The sequence below is a fragment of the Pseudomonas sp. ATCC 13867 genome, from assembly GCF_000349845.1.
In the GTDB taxonomy this organism is placed as follows: Bacteria; Pseudomonadota; Gammaproteobacteria; order Pseudomonadales; family Pseudomonadaceae; genus Pseudomonas.
In genome coordinates this window covers 2,048,297-2,064,582 of the sequence record NC_020829.1, presented here as the reverse complement: position 1 = coordinate 2,064,582, position 16,286 = coordinate 2,048,297, and the positions used below count along the sequence as shown (strand labels likewise).

At 64.9% G+C, this 16,286-nt stretch carries 12 protein-coding genes; 5 read left to right on the top strand and 7 right to left on the bottom strand.

The window, feature by feature from the left end:
- Positions 1-238: 238 nt before the first annotated feature.
- Positions 239-1,432 carry a lytic murein transglycosylase gene (locus tag H681_RS09410; protein WP_015476626.1) on the bottom strand — a complete coding sequence of 398 codons (1,194 nt, stop codon included), beginning with the start codon at positions 1,430-1,432 and terminating at the stop codon, positions 239-241.
- 11 nt (positions 1,433-1,443) lie between these two features.
- Positions 1,444-2,118 carry a polysaccharide lyase family 7 protein gene (locus H681_RS09405; protein ID WP_015476625.1) on the bottom strand — a complete coding sequence of 225 codons (675 nt, stop codon included), beginning with the start codon at positions 2,116-2,118 and terminating at the stop codon, positions 1,444-1,446.
- 166 nt (positions 2,119-2,284) lie between these two features.
- On the opposite strand from H681_RS09405, the gene H681_RS09400 reads away from it, so the two are divergent.
- The 3 genes from H681_RS09400 to H681_RS09390 all read left to right on the top strand — a co-directional run bounded on the left by H681_RS09400 (position 2,285) and on the right by H681_RS09390 (position 5,603).
- Positions 2,285-3,076, top strand: coding sequence for a dienelactone hydrolase family protein (locus H681_RS09400; RefSeq protein ID WP_015476624.1), 792 nt, complete (start codon positions 2,285-2,287; stop codon positions 3,074-3,076).
- A gap of 237 nt (positions 3,077-3,313) precedes the next feature.
- A complete protein-coding gene (locus H681_RS09395; protein WP_015476623.1) occupies positions 3,314-4,027 on the top strand; it encodes a 4'-phosphopantetheinyl transferase family protein in 714 nt (237 codons plus the stop codon).
- Positions 4,028-4,229: 202 nt separating this feature from the next.
- A complete protein-coding gene (locus H681_RS09390) occupies positions 4,230-5,603 on the top strand; it encodes an OprD family porin (protein ID WP_015476622.1) in 1,374 nt (457 codons plus the stop codon).
- 322 nt (positions 5,604-5,925) lie between these two features.
- Here the strand turns inward: H681_RS09390 and modC are convergent, their stop codons facing one another.
- The 5 genes from modC to H681_RS09365 form a co-directional block, all read right to left on the bottom strand.
- Positions 5,926-7,011 (bottom strand): molybdenum ABC transporter ATP-binding protein, encoded by a 1,086-nt coding sequence (gene modC / locus H681_RS09385; protein ID WP_015476621.1) that lies wholly within the window; start codon positions 7,009-7,011, stop codon positions 5,926-5,928.
- A 25-nt stretch (positions 7,012-7,036) separates the two neighbouring features.
- Positions 7,037-7,717, bottom strand: a complete 681-nt coding sequence (gene modB, locus H681_RS09380) for a molybdate ABC transporter permease subunit (RefSeq protein WP_015476620.1) — start codon at positions 7,715-7,717, stop codon at positions 7,037-7,039.
- 18 nt (positions 7,718-7,735) lie between these two features.
- Positions 7,736-8,491 carry a molybdate ABC transporter substrate-binding protein gene (gene modA / locus H681_RS09375; protein ID WP_015476619.1) on the bottom strand — a complete coding sequence of 252 codons (756 nt, stop codon included), beginning with the start codon at positions 8,489-8,491 and terminating at the stop codon, positions 7,736-7,738.
- A gap of 251 nt (positions 8,492-8,742) precedes the next feature.
- On the bottom strand, positions 8,743-10,359 hold the full coding sequence (locus H681_RS09370) for an ATP-binding protein (RefSeq protein ID WP_015476618.1): 1,617 nt from the start codon (positions 10,357-10,359) through the stop codon (positions 8,743-8,745).
- 15 nt (positions 10,360-10,374) lie between these two features.
- Positions 10,375-11,079, bottom strand: a complete 705-nt coding sequence (locus tag H681_RS09365) for a response regulator (protein ID WP_015476617.1) — start codon at positions 11,077-11,079, stop codon at positions 10,375-10,377.
- Positions 11,080-11,847: 768 nt separating this feature from the next.
- Here H681_RS09365 and H681_RS09360 point away from each other — a divergent pair.
- Positions 11,848-14,739 (top strand): ribonucleoside-diphosphate reductase subunit alpha, encoded by a 2,892-nt coding sequence (locus tag H681_RS09360; protein WP_015476616.1) that lies wholly within the window; start codon positions 11,848-11,850, stop codon positions 14,737-14,739.
- A gap of 254 nt (positions 14,740-14,993) precedes the next feature.
- Positions 14,994-16,241, top strand: coding sequence for a ribonucleotide-diphosphate reductase subunit beta (locus H681_RS09355; RefSeq protein ID WP_015476615.1), 1,248 nt, complete (start codon positions 14,994-14,996; stop codon positions 16,239-16,241).
- The last annotated feature ends 45 nt before the right edge of the window (positions 16,242-16,286 follow it).

Sequence of the window (16,286 nt, the reverse complement as noted above, 5' to 3'; positions counted from 1 at the left end):
GGAAACCGCCAGCAGCTTTCGTAGTAGCGGACCTTGTCCGCGATGGGACTTTTCGCGAGCATCGATGCCTTGGGTTCGCGAGCAAGCTCGCTCCTGCAGTCTTGCTCCGTGCTCTTTGTAGGAGCGAGCTTGCTCGCGAACCAGAGCGGCACGGAGCGTCCTTTGCGGACAAGGTGCTCTTACGAGAGACAAAAGCCCCGGCTTGCGCCAGGGCTTCGGACCGCCAGAACGGGATCGCCTACCCGCTCTTCAATGCCTTCAGGATCTTCTGCCCTGCCCGCCCATCCGCGGGCGTCAGGCCGCGCTTGCGCTGCTCTTCCTGGATCGCCCGGCGCGTCATGTCGCCGATCATGCCGTCGGCCTTGCCGATGTCATAACCGCGCTGGATCAGCAACTCCTGCAACTCCTTGCGCTGCATCCGGCTCAGCCCCGGATCGTCGGTCGGCCAGGATGCGCGCAGCCCAGGCTCGCCACGCAGGCGGTCGGACAGCAGGGCAATGGCCAGCGCGTAGCTCTCCGCCGCATTGTAGGAATAGATCGCATCGTAGTTGCGCAGTACCAGGAAAGCCGGCCCCTGCGCCCCGGCCGGCAGCAGGATGGCCGCCCTGGAGTTCAGGTTCAGGATCGGCTGGCCATCGATACGCTTCACACCGCGCGCGCTCCAGTCGGCAATCGGCCGGCGCTTGGTGCGCCCGGCCAGCGACGCATCGAAGCCCGCCGGCAGCTTCACTTCGTACCCCCAGGGCTGGCCTTCGCGCCAACCCGACTTGCGCAGGTAGTTGGCGGTGGACGCCAAGGCATCGGCGGTGCTGCCCACCAGGTCGCGGTGGCCGTCGCCATCGAAGTCCTCGGCGATGCGCGCGTAGGTGGACGGCATGAACTGCGTCTGGCCGAAGGCGCCGGCCCAGGAGCCGGTGATGCCGCTGTCGCGGATATCGCCGGCCTGCAACAGCTTGAGGGTGGAGATGAACTCGCCCTGGAAGAATGCCTGGCGGCGCCCATAGCAGGACAGCGTCGACAGCGACACCAGCAGCGGCCGCTTGCCAGTGATGCGCCCGTAATCGCTCTCCACGCCCCATACCGCCACCACGGCGGCCGGATCGACGTGGTAGCGCGCGGCGACCTTGCGCAGCAGATCGGCGTGCTCGGTCATCATCGCCTTGCCGTCGGCCACGCGCTGTTCGTCCACCAGCCCCGCCAGGTAATCCCAGATCGGCGTGGTGAACTCCGGCTGCGCATCGAGCAACGGGAGCACGCTCATGTCCGCCTGCAGGCCCTGGGTGAAGCGCGCGTAGCTGGCCGCGCTGACGCCGCTGGCCTGGGCCTTGTCCTGCAGGCGGTCCAGGCAGGCGCCGAAGTCATCGCCCGGCGCCGCCTGCGCCAGCGCGACCGGCAGCAGGAGGGAAAGGGCCAGGGAAATGCGCACTGCCATGAAAGACATCCTCATTGGTGGTAGATCGTCAGGTTACTGAAGGTGGCCCGGCCACCCTCGCTCGCGGGCCCGCGATTGTCCTGCAGATAGAGCCCGGCCTTGAAGTACAGGCCCTGGAAGGCCCACTGCGGGCTCAACTGCTGGGTCACGTGGCCGTCGTTGACCTGGACGGTCAACAGCCCGCTGCGCGACACGCCCAGCCGGTAGCTGAACGCCTCGCCCAGCGGAAGGCCTTCGTACACGGTGTAGGTGCGGGTGGAGATATCATCGGGATGCTCGCGCACCAACGCCTGCACGCGCCCCAGGTTCAGACGCTGCTGGTAGACCAGCTTCACCAGCGGCAGTGCCTCGGCGCTGTTGCTGCCGTTGCTGTGGATCTGCCCGATCACCATGCGCCGGGTAGAGGGAACCGCATCGATCCGCAAGGTGGCCACCAGCAGGTTATTGTCGGCCTTCGGGTAGCGCCAGAACGACAACGCGCCGTTGGGCGCGGTCTCGCGCAGCTCGGTCCGTGGGTATTCGCTGCCGTTGGTGTGCGCGCCGTTGACCGGCACCCAGATTTCCACGCCGTTGACGCTGCGCTGGAAGTAGGGGCTCTGGTAATCGCGATTCAGCCTCGCGGTGGAAATGGTCGCGGCGGGGCCGCGCTGGGGAGTGGTCAGGTTCCAGGTACTGAGGTCCAGCATCAGCCAATCGCTTTCCGGGGTCGGGGAGTGGCGCCAAGGGTAGACGAGGCCATCTTACATTTCATCCATCGCCGCAGGATTGAACGGTTGTCCCTGCGCCGGGCAGGTGCCGCATAAACGACTATCTTCTCAGGGCCACCTTCGGCCACCGCCACGGAGAACCCCCATGCGCCTGCTCACAGCCCTGCTGCTGTTCGCGTTCGCCGCCAGCGCCGGCGCCGCGATCAAGACCCAGGAAATCCCCTATCAGTCCGCCGACGGCACGAAGATGGTCGGCTACTACGCCTACGACGACGCCAAACCCGGCATCCGTCCCGGCGTACTGGTGGTACACGAATGGTGGGGGCTCAACGATTACGCCAAACGCCGCGCCCGCGACCTCGCCGCGCTGGGCTACAGCGCGCTGGCCATCGACATGTACGGCGGCGGCAAGCACACCGAGCACCCTAACGACGCCAAGGCCTTCATGAGCGAAGCGCTGAAGAACGCCGACGCCGCCAAGGCACGCTTCCAGGCCGGCCTCGACCTGCTGAAGAAACAACCGCAGACCGACCCGGGCAAGATCGCCGCGATCGGCTACTGCTTCGGCGGCAAGGTGGTGCTGGACATGGCCCGCACCGGCCTGCCGCTGGCCGGCGTGGCGAGCTTCCACGGCGTGCTGGCCACCGATACGCCGGCACAGCCGGGCGCGGTGAAGGCGAAGATACTGGTCGAGCACGGCGGCGCCGACACCCTGGTGCCGGCCGAAAGCGTCGCCGCCTTCAAGGCCGAGATGGACAACGCCAAGGCCGACTACACACTGGTCGTGCTGCCGGGCGCCAAGCACAGCTTCACCAACCCGGACGCCGACATGCACAAGGGCCACGGCCTCGACGTGGGCTACGACAAGGCCGCCGACCAGAAGTCCTGGGCGGACCTGCAGGCGTTCTTCAAGGAGCTCTTCGACGAGAAGTCCTGAGCGCAGCACAAAAAAAACGGGAGCCCCTGGGGGCTCCCGCACTCAATCAAGTGTAAAGGTCGGAGCCCACCGTGGCGGCGCCCCAACAACAACCTCACCTGCGTCCCCACAGGGAACGCGGTCGGTAGTGTGGCAAAGCTCGTCCGGCGAATCCGTACGCCTTTGGTGAAGGTTTGCAAAGGAATGTAAGCGCCGCGTGACTGGTGAGCCACGTTCCGGCGCGGCAGAATGCTCCCCATGACCACCCTTCCCGTCTTCTGCACCCCGCTCTTCGCCGACTGGCCGCTACCCGTCCCACTGGCCGGCTGCCAGATGCGCAGCACCCGCTTCGATCACCAGCGCCTGCTGCCCGCTGACTTCCAGCACAGCCAGGTGCAGGCCCCGGCGAATATCCAGCGCGCCGTTGCCAAGCGCCAGGCCGAATACCTCGCCGGCCGCCTCTGCGCCCGCGCGGCGTTGCAGGCCAGCGGCGCAGACGCCGTAGTGCCCGGTACCGATGAAGAGCGGGCGCCCATCTGGCCGCCAGGCTTTTGCGGCTCGATCACCCACGGCGACGGCTGGGCAGCGGCGGTGGTGGCCCGCGCGAACGCCTGGCGCGGGCTGGGGCTGGACGTGGAAAGCCGTCTCGACAGCGCCCGCGCCCAGCACCTGGCCGGAGAAATCCTCACCCCGGACGAACTGTCGCGGCTCGACCCCGAACAGGCCGCGCTGCAAATCACCCTCACCTTCTCGCTCAAGGAAAGCCTGTTCAAGGCGCTCTTCCCACTGGTGCGCCAACGCTTCTACTTCGAGCACGCCGAACTGATCCAGTGGTCGGCCGGCGGCCATGCCCGCCTGCGACTGCTCACCGACCTCTCGGCGGAATGGCATCGCGGCAAGGAAATCGACGGGCAATACAGCCTGCAGGACGACCGCCTGCTCAGCCTGGTGGCGATTCCCGCCGATATCTGACGGCCATAATGTCTTGACTTAAAAGTCAGAATTTGGCGTCATGCACGCCGCTCAGACGCTCATCTACCTCTTTTGAACCTCAGGTTTTACCGCTCGGGGAGTCGTCAGCAGGTCCATCGCTATATAAAATCCTATACAGCCAAGTCAAAAACCTTGGCGACTGGGGTATCCACAAGAAGAACCGCACATCGGAGCAAACGGAATGACCAGAAACACCCTGGCGCTCGCCATCGCAGCCAGCTCGCTCGGTCTCATCGCGCAATCGGCGGCCGCCGGCGGCTTCATCGAAGACAGCAAGGCCAGCCTCACTCTGCGCAATTTCTACATCAACACCGACAACCGCAACGGCCCCGCCTCGCCCAGCAAGCAGGAAGAATGGGGCCAGGGCTTCATGCTCAACTATGCCTCGGGCTTCACCGAAGGCACCGTGGGCTTCGGCGTCGACGCCCTGGGCCTGTTCGGCGTGCGCCTGGACGGCGGCGGCAAGGCCGGCAAGCCGGGCATCGACCGCCAGCCGGGCACCATCTTTCCGCTGGAGAGCGACGGAAGCGCGGTGGATGAGTTCAGCAGCCTGGGACTCACCGCCAAGGCGAAGATTTCCAAGACCGAGTTTCGCTACGGCACCCTGCAGCCCAAGCTGCCGGTGGTGGTCTACAACGACGCCCGCCTGTTGCCGATGACCTACGAGGGCGGTCAGGTCACCTCCAGCGACATCGACAACCTGACCCTGACCGGCGGCCAACTGACCCACACCAAGGGCCGCAACTCCACCGACTGGCGCAGCATGTCCATCGCCGGTGCCAACGGCAGCAGCGCCTCTTCGCGCGACAGCAACAAGTTCTACTTCGCCGGCGGCGACTACAAGGCCGCCAAGAACCTGACCCTGTCGTACTACTACGGCGAGCTGGACAACTTCTACAAGCAGAACTACTTCGGCCTGGTGCATAACTGGGGTATCGGCCCGGGCACCCTGAAGTCCGACATCCGCGTCTTCATCAGCGATTCCGACGGCAAGAACGGCAGCGCCTCCGGCCGCGCCGACGGCTACGTCAGCAGCGGCTACTACGGCGGCAACAGCACCAAGGGCGAAGTGGACAACAACGTCTACAGCGGCATGTTCACCTACGCCCTGAGCGGCCATAGCATCGGCGCCGGCTACCAGGTCATGACCGGCGACAGCGACTTCCCCTACCTCAACCGCGGCGACGGCGAAGGCACCAGCACCTACCTGATCTCCGACGCCCAGCTGCTGAAGTTCAACCACGCCGGCGAGCGCACCTGGATCGGTCGCTACGCCTACGACTTCGCCAACCTCGGCATGCCCGGCCTGACCTTCAGCGTGCTTTACCTGAACGCCGACAACATCGACACCAAGCAAGGCGACCAGGGCGAGTGGGAACGCGATATCGCGCTCGGCTACGTGGTGCCGGAAGGTACCTTCAAGGGCCTGGGCCTGGCCTGGAAGAACGCCACCATGCGCAGCGGCCTGCCCGCCGCCACGACCGCTGGCTCCGCCAGCCAGCGCAACCAGGACGAGAACCGCCTGATCGTCAGCTACACCATTCCGCTGCTGTAAGGCGTAACCTGAAAGAAAAAAGGGCGGCCTTCGTTGGCCGCCCTTGTTCTTTATCCCCTCTACCGAGCTTCCGGCCCCTGTAAGCGAGCTTGCTCGCGAAGCTGTTCCCGCCGCCCCGCCGCCGCCCCCACATCTGTTCGCGAGCAAGCTCGCTCCTACGAAGAGCAACGGCAGCGATCACTGCCAGACCCAGGGGGTGGCGTGGAACAAAGCGGCACCCATCACAGCGGATAACGCTATGCCTTGTTTCCTGCAACGGGCACGCCCCACAAAAAGCAGGAACATCGCGGACGAAGTCCGCTCATGCGGAAAGCCCACAGCCTCAGGCCAGCAGCGCCACCGACTTGATCTGCGCCCACACCGCCTGCCCGGCGCGCAGGCCAAGCTGGTCGTGGGAATAGCGGGTGATCCGCGCCAGCAGCGGCGTGCCGGCCACATCCAGCTTCACCAGCAAGTGCGCGGGATTGTCCGTCGGCACCATCTCCACCACCGTCGCCGGCAGTACGTTGAGAATACTGCTGTGCGCCGCTGGCTCGAGGCTCAGGCTGACGTCCCGCGCCTGCACCTTGATGCGCAGCGCCCTGCCCTTTTCCATCGGCGCATGGGCCAGGCGAATGCGCTGTTCGCAACGGGGCAGCTCAAGGGTCAGCAACCCGTAGCCGGCGTCGTGGGCCAGCACATGCCCGTCGATCACCACGCCGGCATCCTCCAGGTGCGAGATCGGCAGATCGGTGCGCGCCAGCGTCTCCATCACCGGCCCGCTGGCAATGGCCTTGCCCTGGTCGAGCAGCACCAGGTGATCGGCCAGCCGCGCGACTTCGTCCGGCGAATGGCTGACGTAGAGAATCGGGATATCCAGCTCGTCGTGCAGACGCTCCAGATACGGCAGGATTTCCGCCTTGCGCTTGAGGTCCAGCGCCGCCAGCGGCTCGTCCATCAGCAGCAGGCGCGGGCTGGTCAGCAGCGCGCGGGCCATGCCGACGCGCTGGCGCTCGCCGCCTGACAGGTGCCTCGGCATGCGCTCCAGCAGATGGCCGATGCCCAGCAGTTCGCTGGCCTGCTCCAGCTTCACGCGGTGCTGGTCGCGCGGCACACGCTTCATGCCGTAGGTGAGGTTGCGCCGTACCGACAGGTGCTCGAACAGGTTGGCGTCCTGGAACACATAGCCCAGGGCGCGCTGGTGCGGCGGCAGGAACACACCCGTGGCGCTGTCCTGCCAGAGCTCCCCATTCACCACCAGGCGGCCGAGCGGCGCGCGCGAAAGCCCCGCCACGCAGCGCAGGCAGGTGGTCTTGCCCGAGCCGGAATGGCCGAACAACGCGGTGACGCCGCGCCCCGGCAGTTGCAGGTCCACGTCCAGGCTGAAGCCCGGGTAGGCGATCTGGAAACGCGCCTCGATGGCCCGCATGTCGACGGCTTCGTTCATCCCCACCTCACGCCCAAGCCGAACGGCTGCGGCGGCTCGCGTAGAGCGCCAGCAGGACGATGAAGGAGAACACCAGCATGCCACCGGACAACCAGTGTGCCTGGGCGTACTCCATCGCCTCGACGTGATCGAATATCTGCACCGACACCACGCGGGTCTTGCCCGGAATGTTGCCGCCGATCATCAGCACTACGCCGAACTCACCGACGGTGTGGGCGAAGCCGAGGATGCTGGCGGTGATGAAGCCCGGCCGCGCCAGCGGCAGGACCACCGAGAAGAAGGTATCCAGAGGGCTCGCCCGCAGCGTCGCGGCGGCCTCCAGCGGTTTGTCGCCGATCGCCTCGAAGGCGTTCTGCAACGGCTGCACCACGAAGGGCAGCGAGTAGAACACCGAGCCCACCACCAGCCCGGCGAAGGTAAAGGGCAACCGCCCCAGGCCCAGGCTCTCGGTGAGTTGCCCGATGGCGCCATTGGGGCCCAGGGTGATCAGCAGGTAGAAGCCGATCACCGTCGGCGGCAGCACCAGCGGCAGCGCCACCACCGCCCCCAGCGGGCCTTTGAACCAGGAGCGGGTGCGCGCCAGCCACCAGGCGATGGGCGTACCGATCAACAGGAGAATCGCCGTGCTCAGGGCCGCCAGCTCGATGGTGAGCCAGATGGCCTGGAAATCCTCCTGCGTGAGGGGCATCGCCTGTTCCTTAGAGAGTCAGATTTCGTAGCCGTAGGATTTGATCACCGCGGCGGCTTTCGGGCCCTTCAGGTACTCGACGAGCGCCTTGGCGGCAGCACTGTCCTTGCCCTTGTTGAGGATCACCGCGTCCTGGCGGATCGGCTCATGCAGGTCGCCCGGCACGATCCACGCGGAACCACTCGTCACCTTGCCATCCTTGTAGATCTGCGACAACGCCACGAAGCCCAGTTCCGCGTTGCCGGTGGAAACGAACTGGAACGCCTGGGTGATGTTCTGGCCCTCGACGATCTTGCCGGCGACCTTGTCCGCAAGGCCCATCTTGTCCAGCACCTGGGTGGCGGCCAGCCCGTAGGGCGCGGTTTTCGGGTTGGCGATGGACAGGTGCTTGAATGCGTCCTTCTTCAGCACGTCGCCCTTGGCGTCGACGTAGCCGTCCTTCGCCGACCACAGCGCCAGGGTGCCGACGGCATAGGTGAAACGCGAGCCAGGGACGATTTCCTGCTCTTCCTCGAGCTTCTTCGGCGTGCTGTCGTCAGCGGCGAGGAAGACCTCGAACGGCGCGCCGTTCTTGATCTGGGTGTAGAACTGGCCGGTGGCGCCGTAGGCGGCGACCAGCTTGTGCCCGGTTTCCTTCTCGAAGTCTTTGGCGATCGCCTGGATCGGCGCGGTGAAATTGGCGGCGACGGCGACCTGCACCTCATCGGCCAGCGCCGAGTGCAGGGCGAAACAGGAAGCGACCAGCAGGGAAAGGCGGGCGAAGCGGTGTTTCATCGTGATGCTCCAGTGGGTCGTTGTTATCAAGGCTTCGAGATCGGACGGACATGCCGGCGACAATGGCAATCCATCGCTATAACTAAAATTACATAACGATAGCGGTGAAGCTGCAATACCCCTCATGGGATAAAAAGCGAAAGGGAGAAAGCAGCGCAGACCGGAATGGCCACCGGCCAAGGTCGGTGGCACCGCAGCATTCTGCATTTTCTGACCTAAAGGTCAAACCTTGCGAATGCGCGGCTGAACGTTCACTCGACCTTCGGTGCCTGCCGGCGCGGCCAGACCAGCGTGAAACAGGCCCCGCCCAGGCTCGCGCTGCGCGCGATCGAGGCCCGCCCGCCGTGCCAATGGACGATCCGCCGCACGATCGACAGCCCCAGCCCATGCCCGCCGGTGACCCGCGCGCGGCTGTCGTCGGCCCGGAAGAACGGCTCGAACAGGCGCGGCCATTGCGACTCCGGCACCCCCGGACCATCGTCCTCGACATCCACCTGGCAGCGGTCCACGCTGACCCGGAAGCTGATCCGTACGCGCCCCTCGGCGTAGCGCAGGGCATTGGTCAACAGGTTCTGCAGCGCGCGGTGCAGGTAGCGCGGTTCGGCCTCCACCCAACTGCCCTGGTCGAACGGCACCAGCGAGCCCGGCTCGATGGTGACGCTGATCTCCCGCCGCAGCGGCGCGATTTCCGAAACCACCTGCTGCACCAGAACCGCCAGCTCCAGGTGCTGGTAGGTCAGCGCTGGCGAACCCTGCTCCAGGCGCGCATAGGTGAGCATCTCGTCCACCAGTTGGTCGAGGTCCTGGATATCGCCGTCCATGCCGTCCATGTACTTGCGACGCGCCGCATCGGTTTCCGCCGACTCGATCATTTCCAGCCCGAAACGCAGGCGCGCCACCGGCGTACGCAACTCGTGGGACACCGCGCGCACCAGTTCGCGCTGCACCGTCAGCAACAGCTGCAATTGCTCCGCCATATGGTTGAACGCGCCCGACAGGCGCCCCACCGAGTCGGCGCCGCGCGCCTCCACGCGGGTATCCAGGCTGCCGCGGGCAATGCGCGTGGCGGCCGATTCCAGGCTGCGCAGGCGCTGCTCGAGGCCGCTGATCAGCAGATACAGGGTCAGGCCGATCAGGCTCAGAGCGACGACCACGATGATCGACAGCAACTGCGGCGGATACGGATTCATCTGATAGATCGGGCCTATTTCCAGCACCCAGGGCGTATCGAGGATGCCGGTCAGCACACGGATGGAGTCGCCGCCCTTGCCCAGCGCCATTACCGTGTCGCCCTCCTCCACCCGGCGGCTCTGGTCGTCGTCCAGGTCGACCTCCTTCAGCCGCAGCAGGTGCACATCGTAGCCAAAGCGCTTGTCGCGGACGATGCGCGCCAGGTGATAGGGCTGCTCGCTGGCGGGGTAGCGCTTGAGCTCATCCATCAGCAGGTAGATGGTGGCGCGCGCCAGTTGCTCGCTGACCTGCTCCACCTCGCCGGTGAGGATCAGCCCCTCCGCCGCGCTGACCTGGGTGAGCACCAGCACTCTGTGCGGCTCTACAGCCTGCACCAGCACCTGGTCATTCATCAGTCGCGCCCGGCTGCGCCCGTCCATGCCCAATCCATCCAGCTCGGTCAGCGCCAGCGGAATGCCCAGGAGGCGGCTCCACTGGGTCAGCGCGCGCTTGCGATCCACCTCGGTCATCGGTAGCAGCTCATCGGCCATCAGGCGGAACGTGCCGCGCGCCAACTCCTCGCGGTAACGCTCGCCGCGCACCTCGTTGACCAGGTGCAGGGTCAGCACGCCGAGGACGGCCACCAGTACCAGGGTCAGCAGCATGCCGCCGTAGATGCGCAGGAAGATGGATTTCATCGCGGGGCCCTAGCCTCAGAGCTCCCCGACGAACAGGTAACCCTTGCTGCGCACCGTCTTGATCAGGCGCGGGTGCATCGGGTCGTCGCCGATCTTCGGACGGATGCGGGAAATGCGCACGTCGATGGAACGGTCCTGGCCGTCGTACTCGATGCCGCGCAGCAGGTTGAAGATCTCCTCGCGGGAGAGGATGCGCCCGGCGTTCGACGCCAGCAGCCAGAGCAGATCGAACTCGGCGCTGGTCAGCTCGATGGTCTGCTCGTCCAGCCAGGCCTCGCGCATGGCATTGTCGATCACCAGCTTGCCGAAGGTCAGGCGCTTGCCGCCAACCGCTGGAGCGGCTTCGGCCGGCTCGCTGCGCCGCAGCAGAGCGCGGATGCGCGCCAGCAGCAGGCGCGGGCGCACCGGTTTGCACACATAGTCGTCGGCGCCCATCTCCAGGCCCTGGACCTGGTCCATGTCGTCGGTACGCGCGGTGAGCATCAGGATCGGGCCGTCGTAGTCCGGGCGCAGGCGCTTGCAGATCGACAGGCCGCCCTCGCCGGGCAGCATCAGGTCCAGCACCACCAGATCCGGGCGCTCGGCCAGCACCCGCGCCACCGCCGCCGCGCCGTTGGACTCGATGGAGACCGCCAGCCCATTGCTTTCCAGGTAATCCTGGGTCAGCTCGGCCAATCGCTGGTCGTCCTCGACGATGAGAATGCGCGCTTCTTGTTCCACCTTGCCTCCTGATGCAGAGCGGGCCCTCCTGATGACTGAAGCAGAAGCCCGCGAAAGCGGCCGGCATTGTAGCCAGATTGCTCCACCGGCCGCACGCCGCGGGCATAGGTAGACATTGCCCGAAAAGGTCAAGAGCCGAAGCGGCAAAAACACTACATATTGTGGTAGTGTTCGTTCCCCCGCGATGCCGCCCCGGCGAGTGAAAATTCTGTCACGAGCCACGACGAACGGTGAAAGGCGCTCAGCATGCGGGCTGGCGCGAGTTACCCCGCTTCACCCACATTTCACCCACATTTTATCCACAGCTTTTCCCAAGCCTCTCGCCTTGCAAACCCCCCATTAGCGCATTATCTTGTATCCCCGTTGCGGTACACCCCTACATATTGGGGTTACCACAGTGGACCGGACACTAGAAAAACATCGCAGTCGCGAGCCTGTTCCACGGCTCCTCCGGTTCAACCACAACGTATTCCAGCCGTACTGATGGGCCAGGCGGGCCGTCCCCGCAAGGAGCGATTCATGTCGATGGAAACGCGGTACGGGTGTTGCAACCATACGTTCAACACCACTAGGTATTGTGGTCCCGGCCCGTAAAGCCGGCACCCGACTTGAGCCAGGGAGGCGCTTCGGGTCTCTATCCCCCTGCTCCAGAAAAAATTTCAGCTCGCGGTCCTGCCGCGGGCCACTGCTCTTTTCGCTCTTTATTTTCGGGACGGCACCGCTGGTGCCAGTGACACACCAATTACGAGAACGTGGAGACAACCACCCATGCAAATCGACACCACTCGCGAGAACCCGCAGGCCGCAGCGCCCACGGCCGCCGAATCCGCTCAGGATCTGGCTGCCACCGCGCCCGGCCAGCTGCGCGTGATCAAGCGCAACGGCACCGTAGTTCCCTACACCGATGACAAGATCACCGTAGCCATCACCAAGGCGTTCCTCGCCGTGGAAGGCGGCACCGCCGCCGCCTCGTCGCGCATCCATGAGACCGTGCGCCGCCTGACCGAACAGGTCACCGCGACCTTCAAGCGCCGCATGCCCTCCGGTGGCACCATCCACATCGAAGAGATCCAGGACCAGGTCGAACTGTCCCTGATGCGCGCCGGCGAGCAGAAAGTCGCCCGCGACTACGTGATCTACCGCGAAGCCCGTGCCAACGAGCGCAAGAACGCCGGCACCGCCAGCGACATCGCCCAGCCGCACCCGAGCATCCGCATCACCAAGGCCGACGGCAGCACCCAGCCGCTGGACATGGGCCGCCTGCAGACCATCATCCGCGAAGCCTGCGAAGGCCTGGCCGAAGTCGATGGCGACCTGATCGAACGCGAAACCCTGAAGAACCTGTACGACGGCGTCGCCGAGAAGGACGTCAACACCGCCCTGGTGATGACCGCCCGTACCCTGGTCGAGCGCGAGCCGAACTACTCCTACGTCACCGCCCGCCTGCTGATGGACACCCTGCGCGCAGAAGCCCTGGGCTTCCTGGGCGTGGCCGAGAGCGCCACTCACCACGAGATGGCCGACCTCTACACCAAGGCCCTGGCCGCCTACGTCGAGAAAGGCGCCGAGTTCGAGCTGATCGACAGCAAGCTGAAAGAGTTCGACCTGGCCAAGCTGGGCGCCGCGCTGAACCACGAGCGCGACCAGCAGTTCACCTACCTCGGCCTGCAGACCCTGTACGACCGCTACTTCATCCACAAGGACGGCATCCGTTTCGAACTGCCGCAGGTCTTCTTCATGCGCGTGGCCATGGGCCTGGCCATCGAAGAGAAGGACCGTGAAGCTCGCGCCATCGAGTTCTACAACCTGCTCTCCTCGTTCGACTACATGTCGTCGACCCCGACCCTGTTCAACGCCGGCACCCTGCGTCCGCAGCTCTCCAGCTGCTACCTGACCACCGTTCCGGACGACCTGTCGGGCATCTACAACGCCATTCACGACAACGCCATGCTGTCCAAATTCGCAGGCGGCCTGGGCAACGACTGGACCCCGGTCCGTGCGCTGGGCTCCTACATCAAGGGCACCAACGGCAAGTCCCAGGGCGTGGTTCCGTTCCTCAAAGTGGTGAACGACACCGCCGTCGCCGTGAACCAGGGCGGCAAGCGCAAGGGCGCCGTCTGCGCCTACCTGGAAACCTGGCACCTGGACATCGAGGAATTCCTCGAGCTGCGCAAGAACACCGGTGACGACCGTCGCCGTACCCACGACATGAACACCGCGAACTGGATTCCGGACCTGTTCATGAAGCGCGTCTTCGACGACGGCAAGTGGACCCTGTTCTCCCCGTCCGAAGTACCGGACCTGCACGATCTGACCGGCAAGGCCTTCGAAGAGCGCTACGAGTATTACGAAGCCCTGACCGAGTACAACAAGATCAAGGTGTTCAAGGTCGTCCAGGCCAAAGACCTGTGGCGCAAGATGCTCTCCATGCTCTTCGAGACCGGCCACCCGTGGCTGACCTTCAAGGACCCGTGCAACCTGCGCAGCCCGCAGCAGCACGTGGGCGTGGTCCACAGCTCGAACCTGTGCACCGAGATCACCCTGAACACCAACAAGGACGAGATCGCGGTCTGCAACCTGGGCTCGATCAACCTGGTCAACCACATCGTCGACGGCAAGCTGGACACCGCCAAGCTCGAGAAGACCGTGAAGACCGCCGTTCGCATGCTCGATAACGTTATCGACATCAACTACTACTCGGTCCCGCAGGCTCGCAACTCGAACCTCAAGCACCGTCCGGTCGGCCTCGGCATCATGGGCTTCCAGGACGCGCTGTACCTGCAGCACATCGCCTACGGCTCCGACGCGGCCATCGAGTTCGCCGACAAGTCCATGGAAGCGGTGAGCTACTTCGCCATCCAGGCCTCCTGTGACCTGGCCGACGAGCGCGGCGCCTACGAGACCTTCGACGGCTCCCTGTGGTCCAAAGGCATCCTGCCGCTGGACTCCCAGCAGATCCTCATCGAAGCCCGTGGCCAGAAGTACATCGACGTCGACCTGACCGAGTCCCTGGACTGGGCTCCGGTACGTGCCCGCGTACAGAAAGGCATTCGTAACTCGAACATCATGGCCATCGCGCCGACCGCGACCATCGCCAACATCACCGGCGTATCGCAGTCCATCGAGCCGACCTACCAGAACCTCTACGTGAAGTCGAACCTCTCCGGCGAGTTCACCGTGATCAACCCCTACCTGGTTCGCGACCTGAAAGTGCGCGGCCTGTGGGACCCGGTCATGGTCAACGACCTGAAGTACTACGACGGCTCCGTGCAGCAGATCGAGCGCATCCCGCAAGACCTGAAGGACCTGTACGCCACCGCCTTCGAAGTCGAGACCAAGTGGATCGTCGACGCCGCCAGCCGCCGCCAGAAGTGGATCGATCAGGCCCAGTCCCTGAACCTGTACATCGCCGGCGCCTCGGGCAAGAAGCTGGACGTGACCTACCGCATGGCCTGGTTCCGTGGTCTGAAGACCACCTACTACCTCCGTGCCCTGGCCGCCACCAGCACCGAGAAGTCCACCATCAACACCGGCAAGCTCAACGCCGTGTCGGCCGGTGGCAACGAAGGCCTGCAAGCCGCTCCGGCCGCCGCGCCGCAGCCGGCTCCGGTGCCGAAGGCCTGCAGCATCGACAACCCCGACTGCGAAGCCTGCCAATAAGGTGAGCGCGCCGCCCCGGCGGCGCCAACACCGAAACGGCAGACCGCACGGACTGTCCCCTCTCCCTCTGGGAGAGGGCCAGGGTGAGGGGCTCTTGATAAGCCCCACTCCCAAACCCCGAACACTGCTCCTCCCGTCATCCCCGCGAACGCGAGGAACCAGAAACGGGAAAAGCCAACGCTTCAGCGTGCATCCACACACGCCACCAGACATCAGGCCGCCACAGAACGGCCATCCAGAACAGGAGAGGACCCATGCTGAGCTGGGACGAATTCGACAAAGAAGACGCCACCGAAGCCAAGGCCGCCCCGGCCGTCGCCCAGGCCGCCGCGCAGAACGCTGACAAACTCGACGCCGACGCCGCTGGCTCCGTCGAAGAAGCGCGCGCCGTATCCGCCGACGACTCCGACGCCGTCGCCCGCGCCAAGCAGGCCCTCGACGCCCTGGACATCCAGGAAGGTCTGGACGATCTCGAAGGCTCCGCCGCCCGCGTACAAGTTGGCGACAAGCAGATGATCAACGCCCGCGCCGACCTCAACCAGCTCGTACCCTTCAAGTACGACTGGGCCTGGCAGAAGTATCTGGATGGTTGCGCCAACCACTGGATGCCCCAGGAAGTGAACATGAACGCCGACATTGCCCTGTGGAAGAGCAAGGACGGCCTGTCCGAAGACGAGCGCCGCATCGTCATGCGCAACCTCGGCTTCTTCTCCACCGCCGACTCCCTGGTCGCCAACAACCTGGTGCTGGCCGTCTACCGCCTGATCACCAACCCCGAGTGCCGCCAGTACATCCTGCGCCAGGCCTTCGAGGAAGCGATCCACACCCACGCCTACCAGTACTGCATCGAGTCGCTGGGCATGGACGAGGGCGAAATCTTCAACATGTACCACGAGATCCCGAGCGTCGCGAAGAAAGCGTCCTGGGGCCTGAAGTACACCCGCTCGATCTCCGACCCGCAGTTCCAGACCGGCACCCCGGAGACCGACCGCCAGTTCCTGCGCAACCTGATCGCCTACTACTGCGTCCTGGAAGGCATCTTCTTCTACTGCGGCTTCACCCAGATCCTCTCCATGGGCCGCCGCAACAAGATGACCGGCACCGCCGAGCAGTTCCAGTACATCCTGCGCGACGAATCCATGCACCTGAACTTCGGCATCGACGTGATCAACCAGATCAAGATCGAAAACCCGCACCTGTGGGATGCCCAGATGAAGGACGAGGCCACCCAGATGATCCTCCAGGGCACCCAGCTGGAGATCGAATACGCTCGCGACACCATGCCGCGCGGCGTACTGGGCATGAACGCGGCGATGATGGAGGACTACCTCAAGTTCATCGCCAACCGCCGCCTGACCCAGATCGGCCTCAAAGAGGAATACCCGGGCACCAGCAACCCGTTCCCGTGGATGAGCGAAATCATGGACCTCAAGAAGGAGAAGAACTTCTTCGAGACCCGCGTAATCGAGTACCAGACCGGCGGCGCGCTGAGCTGGGACTGAATTAGGGGCAAGACCATAAAAGCCCACGGAAGGGCATTAGGAGTG

Excerpts from the sequence above, each read along its gene's own strand:
- H681_RS09390 (WP_015476622.1), top strand. The coding sequence starts at position 4,230 with ATGACCAGAAACACCCTGGCGCTCGCCATCGCAGCCAGCTCGCTCGGT.
- modB (WP_015476620.1), bottom strand. The coding sequence starts at position 7,717 with ATGCCCCTCACGCAGGAGGATTTCCAGGCCATCTGGCTCACCATCGAG.
- H681_RS09400 (WP_015476624.1), top strand. The coding sequence starts at position 2,285 with ATGCGCCTGCTCACAGCCCTGCTGCTGTTCGCGTTCGCCGCCAGCGCC.
- H681_RS09410 (WP_015476626.1), bottom strand. The coding sequence starts at position 1,432 with ATGGCAGTGCGCATTTCCCTGGCCCTTTCCCTCCTGCTGCCGGTCGCG.
- H681_RS09360 (WP_015476616.1), top strand. The coding sequence starts at position 11,848 with ATGCAAATCGACACCACTCGCGAGAACCCGCAGGCCGCAGCGCCCACG.
- H681_RS09395 (WP_015476623.1), top strand. The coding sequence starts at position 3,314 with ATGACCACCCTTCCCGTCTTCTGCACCCCGCTCTTCGCCGACTGGCCG.
- modC (WP_015476621.1), bottom strand. The coding sequence starts at position 7,011 with ATGCGGGCCATCGAGGCGCGTTTCCAGATCGCCTACCCGGGCTTCAGC.
- H681_RS09405 (WP_015476625.1), bottom strand. The coding sequence starts at position 2,118 with ATGCTGGACCTCAGTACCTGGAACCTGACCACTCCCCAGCGCGGCCCC.
- modA (WP_015476619.1), bottom strand. The coding sequence starts at position 8,491 with ATGAAACACCGCTTCGCCCGCCTTTCCCTGCTGGTCGCTTCCTGTTTC.
- H681_RS09355 (WP_015476615.1), top strand. The coding sequence starts at position 14,994 with ATGCTGAGCTGGGACGAATTCGACAAAGAAGACGCCACCGAAGCCAAG.
- H681_RS09370 (WP_015476618.1), bottom strand. The coding sequence starts at position 10,359 with ATGAAATCCATCTTCCTGCGCATCTACGGCGGCATGCTGCTGACCCTG.